Raw genomic sequence first — 15,198 nt, 5'->3', positions numbered from 1 at the left:
AACCATGGCTACCGAAGGATTCGTCCGTCGCCCACGGATCGCGCCGCCGCGCGCGCCGGGTGGCGAGGTGGCACTCACCGCGCCACCCGAAGTGCCGCGCGCGCTGCCCGCGCCGTTGATGATGAAGATCATGCCGGTAGTCATGATCGTCGCGGTGATCGGCATGATCGCGATGATGGCGACCATGGGCCGCAATATGCTCGCCAACCCCATGTCGATGATGTTCCCGATGATGATGATCATGTCGATGGCGGGCATGATGGCCGGCGTTCGCGGTGGCGGCGGCAAGCGCGCCGTCGAACTGAACGAGGAGCGCAAGGACTACTTCCGCTACCTCGACCAGGTGCGCAAGGACGTGCGACGCACGGGCGGCAAGCAGCTCGAAGCGCTCGGCTGGAGTCACCCGGAGCCCGCGGACCTGCCCTCGCTGATCGGCGGCCGCCGGATGTGGGAACGCCGACCCGCCGACCCCGACTTCGGGCATGTCCGCGTCGGCGTCGGCAGCCACCGGCTCGCCACCAAACTGGCCCGCCCCGAGACCGGTCCACTCGAAGACCTCGAACCCGTCTCCACCGTTGCCCTTCGCCGCTTCGTCCGCACCCACTCCGTGGTGCACGAGCTGCCGACCGCGGTGTCGCTGCGCGCCTTCCCGGCCATCAATATCGCAGGTCCCACCGAGGACTCGCGGATGCTTGTGCGCTCCATGCTGATGGAGCTGGCCACCTTCCACGGTCCCGATCACCTGGCCGTCGCCATCGTCTGCGCAGACCCGGATGGGCCGTGGGCATGGGCGAAGTGGCTGCCGCACCTGCAACACCCGAACCAGCGCGACGGCCTTGGTTCGGCCCGGATGATGTACACCTCGCTCGGTGAGCTCGAGACCGCCCTCGCCTCGGAGCTGATGGAACGCGGCCGCTTCATGCGCAATCCGCAACCGACCCAGGGGCGTTTGCACCTGGTCGTCATCATCGACGACGGGTACGTCAGCGGCAACGAACGCCTCATCAGCGAATCCGGCCTCGACTCGGTGACCGTCCTCGACCTCACCGCCCCGGAGAACGGCCTGGCCGCGCGCCGCGGCCTGCAACTGGTGGCCGAGGCGGGCGAGGTGTCGGCGCGCAGCGCCTCCGGTGTGGAGAAGTTCGCCACCGCCGACACCGTGAGCCCGGCCGAAGCCGAGTCCTTCGCCCGCACCCTGGCCAGGTACCGACTGGCCACGGCGGCCCAGATCGTGAGCCTGGGGGAGGGGACCACCGCCGATCCGGGCCTGATGGCGTTGCTCAAGATCCCCGATGCCGCCCAGATCGACCCGTCGAAGGTGTGGCGTCCGCGTACGGCTCGCGAACGTCTTCGGGTGCCGATCGGCATCACCCCCGACGGCACCCCCGTCGAGATCGACATCAAGGAATCCGCCGAGAACGGTATGGGCCCGCACGGTCTGTGCATCGGCGCCACCGGTTCCGGCAAGTCGGAATTCCTTCGCACACTGGTGCTTTCGCTGGTCACCACGCATTCGCCGGACGCGCTGAACCTGGTGCTCGTCGACTTCAAGGGTGGCGCCACCTTCCTCGGTCTCGACTCGCTGCCGCACGTGGCGGCGGTCATCACCAACCTCGAGGAAGAACTCTCGCTGGTCGACCGCATGAAGGACGCGCTGGCCGGTGAGATGAACCGCCGCCAGGAGCTGCTGCGTTCGGCGGGCAACTACGCCAACGTCACCGACTACGAAAAGGCCAGGGCCGCAGGCGTTCCACTCGACCCGCTACCCGCGCTGTTCGTGGTCGTCGACGAGTTCTCCGAATTGCTCTCGCAGAAACCGGACTTCGCGGAACTGTTCGTGATGATCGGCCGACTCGGCCGCTCGCTGCACGTGCATCTGCTGCTGGCCTCGCAGCGGCTCGAGGAGAACAAACTGCGCGGCCTGGAGTCGCACCTGTCCTACCGGATCGGTCTTCGCACGTTCTCGGCCAACGAGTCGCGCGCGGTGCTCGGCATCACCGACGCCTACCATCTGCCGAGCGTGCCCGGCGCGGGCTATCTGAAAAGCGATGCGTCCGAACCGCTCCGGTTCAACGCGAGCTATGTGTCCGGCCCGTACGTCGCACCGGCGGGCACTGTCGTCGACGACGACGGCGCCCCGGTCGGCAGGCAGCGCCTGGTGGAATTCACCGCCGCGCCGGTCGAGGTCACCGAGGCGGCAGCCGAAGAGGCAGACGAGCCGGCCCAGCGTGCCAGGCCGGAACTGCCGCCGCCACCGCCGAGCGGCGCTGTCGCAGGCGAGGAGGGCATCCCGGACTCGCTGCTCGACGTCGTCGTCAAGCGGCTCACCGGTCACGGCCGCCCCGCCCACGAGGTGTGGTTGCCGCCGCTGGAGGAGTCTCCCACCGCCGACATGCTGCTACCCGACCCCGACTGGCGTTCGCCGGTGAACCGGCACGGTCAGCTGTGGATGCCGATCGGCGTCGTCGACAAGCCCTACGAGCAGCGCCGCGATGTGCTCACCATCAGCCTCGCAGGCGCCCAGGGCAATGTGGCCGTGGTCGGTGGTCCGCAGTCGGGCAAGTCGACGACCCTGCGCACCATCATCATGGCCGCCGCCGCGACCCACACCCCCGAACAGGTGCAGTTCTACTGCCTCGACTTCGGTGGCGGCAGTATGGCCGGTCTGGTCGGCGTCCCGCATGTCGGCTCGGTCGCCGGTCGCCTCGACGGCGACCGGGTGCGCCGCACCGTCGCCGAACTCACCTCGCTCATGCGCCAGCGCGAGGAGCGCTTCGCCGAACTCGGCATCGAATCCATGGCCGAGTTCCGCAGGCGCAAGTTCTCCGCTCTCGAGGCCCGCCAGATCAACGGGACCAAGGCCCCGGCAGGCGACCCGCTCGCCGCCGACCTGTTCGGCGACGTGTTCCTCGTCATCGACGGCTGGAGCGCCATCCGCGAGGAGTTCGAGGTACTCGAACCGCAGATCAACGCCATTGCCACCCAGGGTCTTTCCTTCGGTATCCACCTGATGATCGGTGCCTCGCGCTGGGCCGAGATCCGCCCGGTCGTCAAGGACCAGATCGGCACCCGGCTCGAGCTGCGCCTCGGTGACCCCGGCGACTCGGAGATGAATCGCCGGACCGCCCACCAGGTTCCGGTCGGCAGGCCGGGCCGCGGTCTCACGCCGGAACAGCTGCACATGCTGATCGCGTTGCCGCGCTTGGATTCCGACTCCGATCCCACGACCATCGCCGACGGTGTCACCCGGGCCCGCGAGGAACTCACGACCCTCTATCAGGGCAGGCGGGCTCCCGAAGTGCGCATGCTGCCGCTGAGCGTGCCCCGCGACCAGGTGGTCGCCGCCGCCAAGGCCGAGGGCGTGCACCTGGACCGCAGCAAGATCGTCGTGGGTCTGGGCGAGTCCGAATTGCAGCCGCTGGTCCTGGATTTCGCTGTGGAACCGCACTTCATGGCCTTCGCCGACGTGGAATGCGGCAAGACCACGCTGCTGCGCAATATCGTGATGAGCATCGCCGAACAGTCCACCGCCGACGAGGCGCGGGTGATCCTCATCGACTACCGGCGCACCATGCTCGGCGTGCTCGACGGCGACCAGCTCGCCGGATATTCCACGTCGTCACAGACCTGCGGGCCGATGATCTCGGAGGTGGCGGGCTATCTCAGCAAGCGCATCCCCGGCTCCGACATCACCCAGCAGCAGCTGCGTGATCGCAGCTGGTGGTCGGGCCCGGAGATCTACGTCGTGGTCGACGACTACGACATGGTCGTCACCGGATCGACGAACCCGTTCTCCCCACTACTCGAGTACCTGCCCCAGGCGCGCGACATCGGCCTGCACCTGATCGTGGCGCGCCGCATCGGTGGCGCTTCCCGCGCGCTCTTCGATTCGGTACTCGGCGGAATGAAGAACATGTCGGTGCAAACGCTCATCATGAGCGGCTCACGCGAGGAAGGAAAACTGGTCGGCGACGTACGCCCGAGCAAGATGCCACCCGGCCGAGGCACCCTCGTCTCGCGCAGTCTCGGCATCGAACTCGTGCAGATCGCCGACCTGCCACCGCTCTGATCGAACCCCCACCCGGGCAGCAGATGAAATCTTCTGCCACACACTATGTTACGGCTCATAATCGCGGTATCGTCGCCGTGAAACGCTGTGCGTAACAGCGCTCGGGTGGGGAATCGAAGGGGAGCAGTATCGATGTCAGCACAAGGGGGGTCGGCGTCGCACGCCGATGTGTTCTTCGCGTTGTCTCGCACGGGGGCGATCGAGGTTCGCACCACCGAACAGGGACTGCCGCTGGGAATCACCATCGAAGCCGACGAATTGCGTCGTGCGCCTGGTGAGCTGGCCGCCGAGGTATTGCGGTTGTGCAAGCAGTCGGCCGATCGCGCGGCTTTGGCGCGCCGTGCCGAGCTGTCGGCTGCCGGTGTGAGCTCCGACGTGCTCACGTCGTTGGGTCTGCCCACTCCGGAGTCGGTGGCCGCCGCGGAGGTCGTTGCCGAGCAGGACTACGACACCGAGCCGGACAGCTGGCTGCGGTCGGTGTGATCAGAAATCGCTAGGAGAGATTGTCATGAATACGGTAGCTACCGAGCCTTCGGCCATGGAGCTGTTGCGTGCGAGCGCGATCGGACCGGCGCTCGATCTCCCGGTGAGTTCGGCGCTCGCGAACATGGGAGTGCCCACCCTGCCGCAACTTCCGGCGTTGCCCGCACTGCCGGATCTGCCCGCGCTGCCCCTGATCGATATGTCGGCGCTCGTCCAACCGCTCACCGACCTGGCCGCTGGTTTCGGCACCGGGCAGATCGGGACCGGCACGGCTTTCGATCCTACCGAGGCGTTGTCGAACGCGGGCACCATCTTGCAGACGGCGCTGGAAGTCGGGGTGAGCGCCTTACAGACGCTCATGCAGGAATGGGAGGGTGAGGGCGCCGACGCCGCGTCTTCGAAAGCGCAAGCCGTGCAGCAGGATTCGACGGAGGTCGCCGCGCAGAGCGCCGAACAGAAGTCGGTGGTCACCCAGGCGGCCGCCTCGGTGGCCAAAGGGCTGGCCCAGCTGACAGCCATCACCGCGAGGTTCATCGCCACCGCGACCGCCGCCGCTCCGCTGGCGGCCACACCGGGTGGTCAGGTGGCGCTGCTCGGTCTCGCAGCCGAGGCCGGTGCCGAGGCGCTGGCGGTCGTCGCGCAAACGCGTGCGGAGATGACCGCCCACACCGCGTCGATGAACGCGGCAGGCACCAAAGTGGATGTGACGAGCGCACCCTCCGGTATGGATTCCTCGAACATGCTCTCGCAGCTGTCCAGCCTCATCACGCCGCTGCTCTCGTTGGCGACGACCGCGTCCGAACAGCTCACCTCCGCGTTGACCGGTGAGACGACCACCGACACGAGCACCGTGGAAGATGTCGCACTGGAACAGGATGCGAATATCGGTGCATCGGCCGGTGGCCTCGGTGGTGGAGCCGGCGGTGGCGTCGGAGGTATCGGCGCGGTGAGTGCGGTCGCACCGGCTCTCGGGGCGTGGTCCGGTGGACGTGGGTCCACCGGTGGCGCCACCACCACGGGTGCCGCCACCGAGGCCACTGCCAGCGCGTCGAGCGGTGGTCGTGGCGCGGTCACCGGTGGGCCCGGCATGCTGCCGCTCGGTCAGGGCATGGCCAACGCCGCCCGGGCGGGCGACGCGAGCAGCGGTCTGGACGTGCGAACCAATCTGGTCACCGGCGAGCACGGTGACGAGGTCATCGGCGATATCGCCGATACGGCCCAGCCGGTGGTCGGTGCGGCGGCGCAACGCGCACCGCGATCGGGGCAGGTCGACCTTTCGGTCTGACGATCGCGATGCGATGGTTCGCAGCACCTCGAGCGGGTGCTGCGAACCGGATCGTCTAGAAGTAGGCAGTGATGGCCGCGTCGTAGATCTCGTCGGCCAGATCGACATCCGCTACCGGCTGATAGTTCCGCGCGCGAACATGTTCGACGAATTCATCCGGAATCGCGAGATCGTAGCGGGTCAGATAGTGAATCGAATCGACCCGCCACAGCCACGTGCCGTCCGAGATCAACGACTGGCCACTCCTGATCGACGTATTCGGGTCGAACAGGTCGACCACGCTACCCATGACGTCGAATACCGGCGTGGCAGCGACCATGTATTCGAGGATCCGGGCGCGATCTTCGAGCTGATGCGTGGTGCGTGATTCACGCAGCGAGGGCAGGTCGTCATGACCGCTCCGATACATTTCCCGGTAGATGCCGACCGGTTCGAGTTCCAGCATGTGCTTCCTTTCAGGAGCAATTCCCCGATTTGCTTCCCGCAGCGGAGGCCGCGGCCCTCCGATCCTCGCGAAGTTTCGTCGACGTGAGCATAGCGCGCGACGATGTCGAACCCGTTGTGGCAGTCCGGGTCCTGCATTTTCGGATCTACATTTCGAAGATCACAGGCGAGCCGCCGGAAGTTGTATCAAAGGTTGCCCATTCGCCGCATTTGCGGAATGCTGTATGGAGCAAGATCTTTCAGGGGGGAAATCTCGTGGTTCAGTCAGATTCCGGTGTGCCGGAGGCCGATCCGGCGACCTTCACCGCGACATCCGCATCGGGGGCGATCGCGGTTCGCACCACCGAACGCGGCCAGCCGCTGCGGTTGCGGATTCGCCAGGACGAACTCTACCGACAGCCCGACGACCTCGCCGCCGAGATCGTCGCGCTGTGCCGCCACGCCGCCGACCGGGGCGCCCTGGCCAGGCGGGCGCAGCTGGAAGCCGCGGGAATGAGCGCGCAGTCGCTCGCCGCCATCGGCGTTCCCACACGCGAACAGGTCGCGCGCGCGGAATTCGAGTACGAACAGCGATACGGTGCCGACCCGCAGATCTGGTCCCCGTCGAACTGAGGAGAGCGATCATGGTCGGTTCGATGGACGAATTGATGGATCGGGTAATGCGCAAGGCATACCGGCTGCAAGATCTGAGCGATCAGCTCGCGGCGATCCGCGTGCGCGTCGGTGCCGCGGACGGAGCGGTGATCGTCGTGATGGACGGCACCGGCGCGCTGGTCGATCTCGAATTGACCGAGGACATTTCCGAACTGACGGCCACCGAGTTCGAAACGGCGGTTGTCGCGGCGGCGGAGGCAGGCGCGAAACGCGCACTCGAACAACATAACCGGCTCGTGGCCGAATTCACCGAAGCGACCACGTCCTGACGTTGCCGACTTTACTCATCCAAGCTCGAAGGAGAATTCAATGAACCAGGTTTTGCAGACCTCACAGGCCGCGATCACCCAATTCGGCAGCGAGCACGCCGCTCTCGCCGGTCAGGTCGCGAGCGCAGGCGCGGGTGCGGCCGGCATGGTCGCCGCGGCGGTTCCGATCTTCGGCCTCATCGGCCAGGACTTCCTCGCGTCGTTCGCGGTGGCCTCCGGCAACCACTTGAGCACCATCGGTGAGATCGCGGCCGTCCACGCCGCCACTTCGGCCGCGGCCGTCAGCGCAGCCGGTGCGTACCAGACCACCGAAGTCAGCTCCGCGGCCGATTTCAACACGGTTATGCCCTAGCCATGGCGACTGAAGACAGCGCGCCCGCGGAAGGGATGGTCGCAGATCCTGCCGCGGCTACCCAAACCGCCGAGGGCGAGACACAGCAGACCGTCGAGGAGATCATCCGCGAGCTGCTCGAAGCCCACGGGCTGGGATCGCTGCTCGACATGTCGGTGCCGGACGCGCTCAGTTCGTTGCAGCTTCCGCAGCTGCCCGATCTGTCCTCCGTGGCCGAGGCGGCCTCTTCGATTCCCCTGTCGAGCCTGATCGAGCCGGTGCTGGAAATGGCGTCCGCGTTCGGCAGCGGTGATACCGGTGGTAGCTCGGGCGGCGGTTCCACCGGCGGTTCCACCGGCGGTTCAGGCGGCGGCTCGAGCAGCTCTCCCACCTCGGCACTGTCCGGCATCACCGACACGCTCTCGACGGTGGTCGATCTGGCCAAAGACGCGCTGTCGGCGGCGACCGCGCTCTGGGAGGGCACCGGCGCCGATGCCGCGGCGACCAAGTCCACCGAGGTCGCGCAGAACACCACCGATACCGCCGCCCAGGCGGAGAAGATGAACCAGCTGGTGGCAGCGGGCGCTGCCGATGTCAGCACCGGCGTGGCCGAAATCAACGCCGTCATCGCACGTTTCGTCGCGGGGATCACCGCGCTCGCACCGATGCTGTGGACCCCGTGGGGTCAGGCCGCCGCGATCGCGCTGGCCAACGAGAGCATCGCCGAGGGCGGCGCGATCGTCGCGAAAACCCAAGCGGCGCTCACCACCAAGGCCGGCGAAATGACCGCGGCCGGCCAGAAGATCGCCGTCACCGAGGCGCCCAACATCATCTCCGGGCTGACCACCGCACTCAACGTGGCAACACCCCTGATGAGCATGGCCTCGACCGGCGTGGAGGCACTGTCGGGCCTGGCGAGCAGCGCCACCAGCGCGGTCAGCGAGGGTGTCGACGCGGCGACCGAAGCGGCATCGACCGGCGCCGATGTCATGAGCACCCTGACCGACGCGGCCACCCAGCTCGGTGAAACGGTGTCCTCCGAGCTCGCCGAAGCCAACAGCCTCACCGAGAACCTCGGTGCCACCACAGGTTCCGAAGACAGCAGTGCCGCACTGTCCACCGACCCGAGCTCCGCCTCGGCCGGTGCGGGCGGTGGAGGCGGCGGAATGGGCATGGTCGGCATGGGTGGCATGGGCGGACTCGGCGGCATGCCACCGAGCAGCTCCCCACTCAGCAGCACCCCACTCGCCGGTCGGCAGAGTATCGACGTGGCAGCAACCGGCCAGGCCGCGGACTCCGCGCGCCAGACAACGGCCGGTGCACCGGGCGGTATGGTTCCCGGCGCGGGCGCGGCCCGTCGCGCGGGTGACGCCGGAACACACGACCCCGAGCGCACCGGGTTGGTCGCCGGTTCACACGGTGACGAGTTGGTCGGTGCTGTGAGCGGTACGTCGATGCCGGTGATCGGCGCGGACGAGGAGACGTTCGACGAATCGTCGGGAAGTTTGGTGGTCTGACCCGGGCGCCCGGAAACACTTCGCGGTGTCCGGGCACCCGGTCGGTCAATTCCTGCTGACGGTGCCGCCGTCGATTCTCTGGCGTAGGCGCGTTCCGTCCAGGTCGATGTAAGGGCAGTCGGTCGCCCCTTCACGGAGAGTTGCGGTGGGGTCGTCGGGGGCGATCCAGAGCAGCTTGCCGGTGTCGAACCAAGGGCGAAGGTCGAAGTCGTGATCACCGAATGCAAAGGTGTGTTCGTCCCAGCCACGCCAGACCCCATCGACGTCATAGGTGTCGTAGTTGTCGGCGCCCCAGGTGTTTTCGAGGGGCACCCCCAGCTCGCGGACGGTGCTGTAGTAGGTGGTGGCCCACCCGGTGTGTGGGCCGATGGTGATCTGAGTGATGACCGCACGGACGGTCGGGTGGTTCAGAATCGCTGGGATGACGTAGGGAACGTCGGGTCCGGGCCGGCGCGAGAAAGGCGCGGGGGCAACAGGTTCGGTGAGGCGGACAGCGCCACCCATGGCGAGCCAGGTGCGCGGCACGATACTCGACCGACGACGATGGGGCTTGTCGTATTCCCAGTACCAGCCGTCGAGGTCGACGTTGTCCATCGGCCACCGGAAAGCGGCGCCGGAGAACGGGCACCGCGAGACGAGTACTTCCGGGAGCAGCTCGACATATCGTTCGAAGTATTCGAAGGCGTCGTAGATGATCGCGTCGCCCTCTTCGGTATCGGGCGCCGACTTGTACAGCTCGACTATCCGGTTCCCCGCGTCGAGCAGATTTCTGCGCTCCGCCCTGAAGATATCGCTCATTTCCTATGAATCCTATGCATCGTCGCCCGAGTTCGTGGAGGCGAGGCCCAGCAGCGGAAGGTCCAGATCCCTGTTGCCCGCCTTGCCGTTCCACGCCCGGTAGGTGAGCAGTGCCGGTGCCGCGATACCGAAGACATCGCGCAGACCGACAACCGCCATCGACGCCAGTTTCCGGTAGCTGGTCGAGGGCGCGGGCCAGGGAAGTTCGACCCACCAGTTGTCGACGTGATCGGGATGAGGTTCCTGCCAACCGGTTTCGATGAGCAGTCGATATTCCTCGGCGGTGATGCGATCGCTCTCATCTATCCACTCGTCGCCGGCCAGCTGGCCGTAGAGTTCGTCATCGGTCTGGGCGAACTGGACGAATCTGCGTGAATCGTGGGGTGGTCGCGACGCGGTGATGACGAGGAAGGCGCCGGCGGGGAGCCACATCAGTTGCTGTGCGAGTCCGTCGGCGAACTCGGTCCAGTCGGTCAAATCACTCCTTCTGCTTCGAGCCGCACGGTTTCGTCGTGTACCGCCAAGCCCGCGTTCGTGTCCAAATACAGGTGGATGCTGCTGGTCATCTCGATCAGTCGGAGTGTGGTGTCAGGGCCGGCCCAGCGGACTTCGGCGTACTCGCCGGGAATACTGTTCGTCGGCGCGCCGACCGCACCGGTGATCGCGGTTGCCATCACGACAAAGGCGTCTCGGATATCGGCACGGGTAGCGGTTGTCTCGCTCGTGAACCCGGTGACGGCCAGGTCGATCTCGTTGGCGCGACCCCGATAGCCCTGCACCGAACCACTGGCGCGACCGAAGCCGGTGTCCAGGCGCACCGAGTGCGGTCGGGTGGCCTCGACCCGCCAACCGAAACGCGCGGCGAGGGCGTCGACGTCGGTCATCTGCCAAGACCAGTCGAGGTCGCGCAACCGGGTAGCCAGATCGGCGATCTCGTTCTCCGAAAGTGTTTTCCACTCTTTCATATTCGAGTCCTGTTCTTCCCCGCCGGACGTATTCGGCAAGAATAAGTCAGGTATACGCAACGTCCCCTGCTCGAACCGCCCGACCAGCCCCTTGGCGTGCTCCGGTGCGCCGAGCGCGACATCGAGATCGTTGATCGTCTTGTCTTTGATCGCCATCGGTTTGGGCGCGGCGCCGGCTTTCAGTGCGGCACCGAGTCAGGATTGGTCGGCCGGACCTGGGCCGATGGAAGGTGCGCGAAGTGGGGTCGGTTCCGAGGTGGGTGCTCGTAGGCCATGAAAACCATGTCCGGACCACCTGCGTTGTGCAGATGGAACGAATCCCGACCGGGCGGGGCATATTCATCATTCCAGGTCAGAATCCGTGGAACTCCGCTTCCTCGATCATCTCGTCCGGCCAGCTCTGTTCGATCGCCAGACGTTTGTCCGCCGGGAGGTCGGGGCGCCAACCCCGGGTCCGCCAGAAGGCTTCGCGTCGGGCCTGTGTCATCGGAGCTGTGTGATCCGTCGGCGGGTAGACCTGCCTGCCCGGCAGTCGTATTCCGTTCTCGAGTGCCTGGCTGTATCTGGTCGCTACCATTTTCGCCGACCAGCTCGGGCACTCCAGGATCACGCCCGTCTCGGCGTTCAGCACCAGCTTCGGAAGGACCGCGTGGTGCGCGTCGGGCGGCTGTGGTGTCGGCGACACCACCCACCCGTACTGGAACGGCAGGATCCGGAACTCGCGATCCCCCAGCACGGGAGTCAGGTACTGACGTGCCTGCTCGGGCGTTCGAATCGGTGTGGACATGGTAGGGGCTCCCGTCTGAAAGCAATGGAATCGCAGAGAACGGCGGTGTCTTCGAACAGCGGAGTCGTCGCCGGTGACGACCGAACCACTTGCCGCGGTCAGTAGTCGAGATTCATCTGCCCGCCGACCGGTGGTCTGTTCTCGCGCAGCGATCGCTGATAGCTCTCGATCACTCGGCTGGTCGACCAGCTCGGATACTCGAGGATCACGCCCGTCTCGGAGTTCAGGATCAGTACCGGGATTCCGGTTGCCGCGGTGAGCGCGACCGCGCCATGTGTGAGGGCAGTGGGTGGATGGTTCCAGGTCTCGCGAGATTGTGGGTTCCACCAGATGGGTCCGGTTCCGTCGGCGGGATAGACGATGACCATCATGTGTCAAGCTCCTGGGCCACTCCTTGCCACGTAATATAGTGACACACACTGGAATTCGCGTATCCTTGCCGATCGCCTCGGTATCGCGCACCCAACAAGTGTCGAAGGTATGGGGCGAGTACGGGGTCTAACCGTGGCGAGCCGAGACCTTCGAGTTCTCCACCGATCCGGAGCTGACCGGCAAAGTCACCGGCGCCTGCGAACCCAGGCACCGCCACCAGGAATTTCTCGCTTTCCTGCACCGCGTGGCCCGCGCGTATCCGACCGGTGGGTGCACCTGATGATGGCCGACTACGCCGCCTGCAAGAAGGTCGAGCTGTCCAAGATGTGCTGGGCTAGATGTGCTGGACCTCAGAATGTAATGCAGTTGTTGTCCTCGCAGACTTCGCGCACCACTCGTCAGGCGCGGATCGGAGTTCCTCATGTCGATCGATATGAGGGTTTTCCGTGCGGCGGTGTGGAAGGTAGCCTATTGCGGACGGTCCGCGAAGAGGGAAAGCTGATCTGTGTTGTCCCGTGCGTTTTTCCGTGGCTTTGTCGCGTGGCCGAGGCGGTGGGGGAGGGTGGTTCATGACTTCGTTCGATGACGACACGATTTATGGCGATGATCCCGAGGTGGTTGTCGAGGCCGCGACGGGACGGTTGTTCTATCGGGGTGAGCCGTATACAGGCTTGGTGGTGCAGCGGCATCCCGATGGGCGGTGGCTGGAGCTGTGGTCATATGACGGTGGCGACCGGGACGGGGGCTGGTGGGGTTGGTACCCCGACGGTACGGACCGCTATTCCGGCGACTTCTACCGGAACGTGCCGATCGGTGTGTGGGAGGAGTGGTATCCATCCGGACGACTGCGCCGAATCGCGAAGTACGACAGGGAAAACGGATTGGTCTCGTCGGTGGTGTACGACGAGGACGGCCGGACCGTGGAGATCTGGGACGAGCTGACGGTCAAGGGGATTTCCCGGGAAGCGGTGGAGAAGGGTGATCCGGAGCTGGTCATCGATCCGGAGACGGGTTGTGCTGTCTATCGGGGTGAGCCGTTCACCGGTGAGTTGATCGAGCGGATGTGGGAGGGCGGCCCGGTGGCCGAAGCCACCGCGTATGTCGATGGGGAACTCGACGGCCCGATCCGTGATTGGTATATGGATGGTTCGCTCAGGTTCTCCGGCGAATATACGCGCGGCAGGGAAACCGGAACTTGGCGTGATTACGCTCCGGACGGGACGTTACGCCGGGAAAGTGTGCAGGTTGCCGACGGTCGGTTGGTGTCGGTGCGAACCTGGGATGAGACCGGCGCGTTGATCAGTTCTGTCGGACCACCGGCGCCAGGTCACCCGTCAGAGGACCGGAGGAGAGACGGATGACAAGCGTGGCGGCTGGTGAACAGATCGGTGTCGCCGCAGACGATGTGCGAATTCCCCGAGGAGTGGTATGACGATGCGAGCGTTCCTGGAGGAACGTCCACAGTTGCTCACGGAGGGAAATCGGCTCACCGCCTTGTATAAGCGCGGTGGCGGCTCCGAGGAAGCAGCGACGGCGATCTATACCGCATTCGAGTTACAGGATCGGTACGTCGAGTTGCTACCCGAGGTGACGGTGTCCCGGTGCCCGTTCACCGGCGCGGCGGTGTCCTGGCCGATCGATGTCGTTGGTTTCGACGGGTGGTTCTGGGATGTGAGCAACCCGTTGCGGCGCTTGGTCGATCAAGTGCTTCCCACCTGGTTGGCGATGGGAGGCGCGGTGCGTTTCACCGAACCTGTCCCTCCGGCGCCGTTCCCCCGCGACCCCGGGCCCGATCGTCCTTATGTTGTTCCCCGTATCCTCGGACAGCCGGATACCCGTGCGGTGATCAACCAGACCCGAATCGGGCCACACATCGGCTGGAACACCACCTATTTCACGACCAGCCGGTTCCATCGCATTCCGTTGGAGAACCTTTGGGGCGGCAATCAGTACGAGCTGTACGACGCCGATGGACGCTGGCGGGCCTGGGGCGAACACACGCAGGTGGAGACCGATTACGACTTCGAGCTGCGGCCCTGGATCGAGTCGGGGAAGCTGTTCTGGATCCTGCCGGACGATCCGGACTTGGTGCTGCGGAATGGAATAGTGAACTGCCCTTATCTGGACATTCCCGGAACCGAGATCATCCAGGATCTCCCGGTTGTCGCGCTCCGTTGACTGGTTGACGTGGGGCTGGTCCGGGCGAAGGATCGGAGGGTGGGGCGCCGGGGTGCGTCTCGGAGGGGGAGACTGGAATGATGTTGCGACCGGTGGCCATGTACCGGGAGATGTATCAGGATCGGCATCAAGACCTGCCGTCCCTGTGGCTCGCCGAAACTGGAGGCGTCGAGCCGGACCGGGCCCGGATCCTCGACTACATGTACAACGTGAAGGTCGTGTTCGACGTGATGGAGGCGGTCGCGGACCTGGTCGCAGGCGACGGCTGGATCGAGGGTGGATCCTCGCTGTACTCGGACGGAGTCTGGGTCTGGCGCGAGGATTCGTTGCACTACCTCACCCGTCGACCGATCGTGCTCCCTGCGGAGTTCGTCGCGAGGGTGCGTGAATTCGACTACTCCCCGCCGGACTTCGATACCCGCGATGCAGGTTTCAATGCGGCGTTCATGTCCTATTTCTGATCGGCCGCCGACAGATTCGATGTCTGGTCCGGTCCGCTCGGTTACCTACCGATCCTGCTGCGAGGTCCGATCTGCCTTCCATTGCTGGACGTGATGATCGTCCTCCCAGGAAAAATCGTCTTGGTCCGGCGGGTTCCCTTCCCATGAAAAGAACCATTCGATCCAGTCCTCGCTGGGCAGCTCGCTGGCTGTCGAGTTGTCAACCGCGAGTTTGCGCGAGAATTCCTCGGCCGCCGCACGGTCGACGGTCGAAATCCGATCATCGTTGCGATAGTCAGTGGTGAACCGGACCACTCGGGCTGGGTCGTATTGCCACATCTGGATCCCTTGGTTCCATACCAGCGCAGCATTCGATGCGTCAGTCGTTACAAATATGGTGAAGGGTGGCGTAGCGCCGAATTTCCCTTCGCAAACTGCTTGGTAAAAAAACAAATGGACCTCCGGTCGATGGGCGGTATGGGTTTCAGGTACGTGGCGTCGCTGATGGTCGAGATCTGTTTACCAGCGTAGATATTATCAGAGCTGAATGGGCGATCGTGGTTGAGATGCTATCGCAGACGACTCTCGATCGACAGGTGATTTATG

17 protein-coding genes are annotated in these 15,198 nt (G+C 65.3%); 10 read left to right on the top strand and 7 right to left on the bottom strand.

Features of this window, described 5'->3' with window-relative positions:
* The first annotated feature begins 4 nt into the window (after positions 1-4).
* The 3 genes from eccCa to HYG95_RS18690 all read left to right on the top strand — a co-directional run bounded on the left by eccCa (position 5) and on the right by HYG95_RS18690 (position 5,837).
* The gene (gene eccCa, locus HYG95_RS18700; RefSeq protein WP_181699479.1) at positions 5-4,069 is read left to right on the top strand and encodes a type VII secretion protein EccCa; all 4,065 of its coding nucleotides are present in this window, start codon (positions 5-7) and stop codon (positions 4,067-4,069) included.
* Positions 4,070-4,201: 132 nt separating this feature from the next.
* Positions 4,202-4,552, top strand: coding sequence for a hypothetical protein (locus HYG95_RS18695; RefSeq protein WP_181699477.1), 351 nt, complete (start codon positions 4,202-4,204; stop codon positions 4,550-4,552).
* A gap of 25 nt (positions 4,553-4,577) precedes the next feature.
* Positions 4,578-5,837 carry a hypothetical protein gene (locus tag HYG95_RS18690; RefSeq protein WP_181699475.1) on the top strand — a complete coding sequence of 420 codons (1,260 nt, stop codon included), beginning with the start codon at positions 4,578-4,580 and terminating at the stop codon, positions 5,835-5,837.
* Positions 5,838-5,892: 55 nt separating this feature from the next.
* Here the strand turns inward: HYG95_RS18690 and HYG95_RS18685 are convergent, their stop codons facing one another.
* Entirely contained in the window at positions 5,893-6,282 is a 390-nt protein-coding gene (locus HYG95_RS18685; protein WP_181699473.1) for a hypothetical protein, read from the bottom strand.
* A 254-nt stretch (positions 6,283-6,536) separates the two neighbouring features.
* On the opposite strand from HYG95_RS18685, the gene HYG95_RS18680 reads away from it, so the two are divergent.
* Genes HYG95_RS18680 through HYG95_RS18665 form a run of 4 tightly spaced genes read left to right on the top strand, consistent with a single transcriptional unit; the run spans position 6,537 to position 9,052 of the window.
* Positions 6,537-6,893 (top strand): hypothetical protein, encoded by a 357-nt coding sequence (locus tag HYG95_RS18680; protein WP_220139582.1) that lies wholly within the window; start codon positions 6,537-6,539, stop codon positions 6,891-6,893.
* 11 nt (positions 6,894-6,904) lie between these two features.
* A complete protein-coding gene (locus HYG95_RS18675; protein ID WP_181699471.1) occupies positions 6,905-7,204 on the top strand; it encodes a YbaB/EbfC family nucleoid-associated protein in 300 nt (99 codons plus the stop codon).
* 40 nt (positions 7,205-7,244) lie between these two features.
* Positions 7,245-7,556: a type VII secretion target gene (locus HYG95_RS18670; protein WP_181699468.1), complete on the top strand. Its 312-nt coding sequence runs from the start codon at positions 7,245-7,247 to the stop codon at positions 7,554-7,556.
* 2 nt (positions 7,557-7,558) lie between these two features.
* Complete coding sequence (locus HYG95_RS18665) at positions 7,559-9,052, top strand: hypothetical protein (protein ID WP_181699466.1); 1,494 nt, start codon at positions 7,559-7,561, stop codon at positions 9,050-9,052.
* Between the two features lie 45 nt (positions 9,053-9,097).
* On the opposite strand, the gene HYG95_RS18660 is transcribed toward HYG95_RS18665, so the two are convergent.
* From HYG95_RS18660 to HYG95_RS18640, 5 genes are all read right to left on the bottom strand, one after another.
* Positions 9,098-9,850 (bottom strand): hypothetical protein, encoded by a 753-nt coding sequence (locus HYG95_RS18660; protein ID WP_181699464.1) that lies wholly within the window; start codon positions 9,848-9,850, stop codon positions 9,098-9,100.
* 12 nt (positions 9,851-9,862) lie between these two features.
* Entirely contained in the window at positions 9,863-10,327 is a 465-nt protein-coding gene (locus tag HYG95_RS18655) for a hypothetical protein (protein ID WP_181699462.1), read from the bottom strand.
* Positions 10,324-10,971, bottom strand: a complete 648-nt coding sequence (locus HYG95_RS18650) for a DUF6301 family protein (protein ID WP_181699460.1) — start codon at positions 10,969-10,971, stop codon at positions 10,324-10,326. Before HYG95_RS18650 ends, HYG95_RS18655 begins: the two co-directional genes overlap by 4 nt.
* A gap of 196 nt (positions 10,972-11,167) precedes the next feature.
* Entirely contained in the window at positions 11,168-11,602 is a 435-nt protein-coding gene (locus HYG95_RS18645) for a hypothetical protein (RefSeq protein ID WP_181699522.1), read from the bottom strand.
* A 98-nt stretch (positions 11,603-11,700) separates the two neighbouring features.
* Positions 11,701-11,973: a hypothetical protein gene (locus HYG95_RS18640; RefSeq protein WP_181699457.1), complete on the bottom strand. Its 273-nt coding sequence runs from the start codon at positions 11,971-11,973 to the stop codon at positions 11,701-11,703.
* 516 nt (positions 11,974-12,489) lie between these two features.
* On the opposite strand from HYG95_RS18640, the gene HYG95_RS18635 reads away from it, so the two are divergent.
* From HYG95_RS18635 to HYG95_RS18625, 3 genes are all read left to right on the top strand, one after another.
* The gene (locus tag HYG95_RS18635) at positions 12,490-13,335 is read left to right on the top strand and encodes a toxin-antitoxin system YwqK family antitoxin (protein ID WP_181699455.1); all 846 of its coding nucleotides are present in this window, start codon (positions 12,490-12,492) and stop codon (positions 13,333-13,335) included.
* A 262-nt stretch (positions 13,336-13,597) separates the two neighbouring features.
* Positions 13,598-14,152, top strand: coding sequence for a hypothetical protein (locus HYG95_RS18630; RefSeq protein ID WP_181699453.1), 555 nt, complete (start codon positions 13,598-13,600; stop codon positions 14,150-14,152).
* A gap of 77 nt (positions 14,153-14,229) precedes the next feature.
* Complete coding sequence (locus HYG95_RS18625) at positions 14,230-14,613, top strand: hypothetical protein (protein ID WP_181699452.1); 384 nt, start codon at positions 14,230-14,232, stop codon at positions 14,611-14,613.
* 45 nt (positions 14,614-14,658) lie between these two features.
* Here the strand turns inward: HYG95_RS18625 and HYG95_RS18620 are convergent, their stop codons facing one another.
* Positions 14,659-14,907, bottom strand: a complete 249-nt coding sequence (locus tag HYG95_RS18620; protein ID WP_181699450.1) for a hypothetical protein — start codon at positions 14,905-14,907, stop codon at positions 14,659-14,661.
* Positions 14,908-15,198: the final 291 nt, after the last annotated feature.

Source organism: Nocardia sp. GTS18, assembly GCF_013839555.1.
GTDB classification, from domain to species: Bacteria; Actinomycetota; Actinomycetes; order Mycobacteriales; family Mycobacteriaceae; genus Nocardia; species Nocardia rosealba.
Note: the sequence above shows the minus strand (reverse complement) of the source record. Positions and strands in the feature narration are given on the sequence as shown.

Bases quoted from the DNA above. Each gene is read 5' to 3' on its own strand.
- HYG95_RS18625 (WP_181699452.1), top strand. From the start codon at position 14,230: ATGATGTTGCGACCGGTGGCCATGTACCGGGAGATGTATCAGGATCGG.
- HYG95_RS18670 (WP_181699468.1), top strand. From the start codon at position 7,245: ATGAACCAGGTTTTGCAGACCTCACAGGCCGCGATCACCCAATTCGGC.
- HYG95_RS18650 (WP_181699460.1), bottom strand. From the start codon at position 10,971: ATGGCGATCAAAGACAAGACGATCAACGATCTCGATGTCGCGCTCGGC.
- HYG95_RS18690 (WP_181699475.1), top strand. From the start codon at position 4,578: ATGAATACGGTAGCTACCGAGCCTTCGGCCATGGAGCTGTTGCGTGCG.
- HYG95_RS18665 (WP_181699466.1), top strand. From the start codon at position 7,559: ATGGCGACTGAAGACAGCGCGCCCGCGGAAGGGATGGTCGCAGATCCT.
- HYG95_RS18660 (WP_181699464.1), bottom strand. From the start codon at position 9,850: ATGAGCGATATCTTCAGGGCGGAGCGCAGAAATCTGCTCGACGCGGGG.
- HYG95_RS18640 (WP_181699457.1), bottom strand. From the start codon at position 11,973: ATGATGGTCATCGTCTATCCCGCCGACGGAACCGGACCCATCTGGTGG.
- HYG95_RS18685 (WP_181699473.1), bottom strand. From the start codon at position 6,282: ATGCTGGAACTCGAACCGGTCGGCATCTACCGGGAAATGTATCGGAGC.
- HYG95_RS18675 (WP_181699471.1), top strand. From the start codon at position 6,905: ATGGTCGGTTCGATGGACGAATTGATGGATCGGGTAATGCGCAAGGCA.
- HYG95_RS18645 (WP_181699522.1), bottom strand. From the start codon at position 11,602: ATGTCCACACCGATTCGAACGCCCGAGCAGGCACGTCAGTACCTGACT.
- eccCa (WP_181699479.1), top strand. From the start codon at position 5: ATGGCTACCGAAGGATTCGTCCGTCGCCCACGGATCGCGCCGCCGCGC.
- HYG95_RS18695 (WP_181699477.1), top strand. From the start codon at position 4,202: ATGTCAGCACAAGGGGGGTCGGCGTCGCACGCCGATGTGTTCTTCGCG.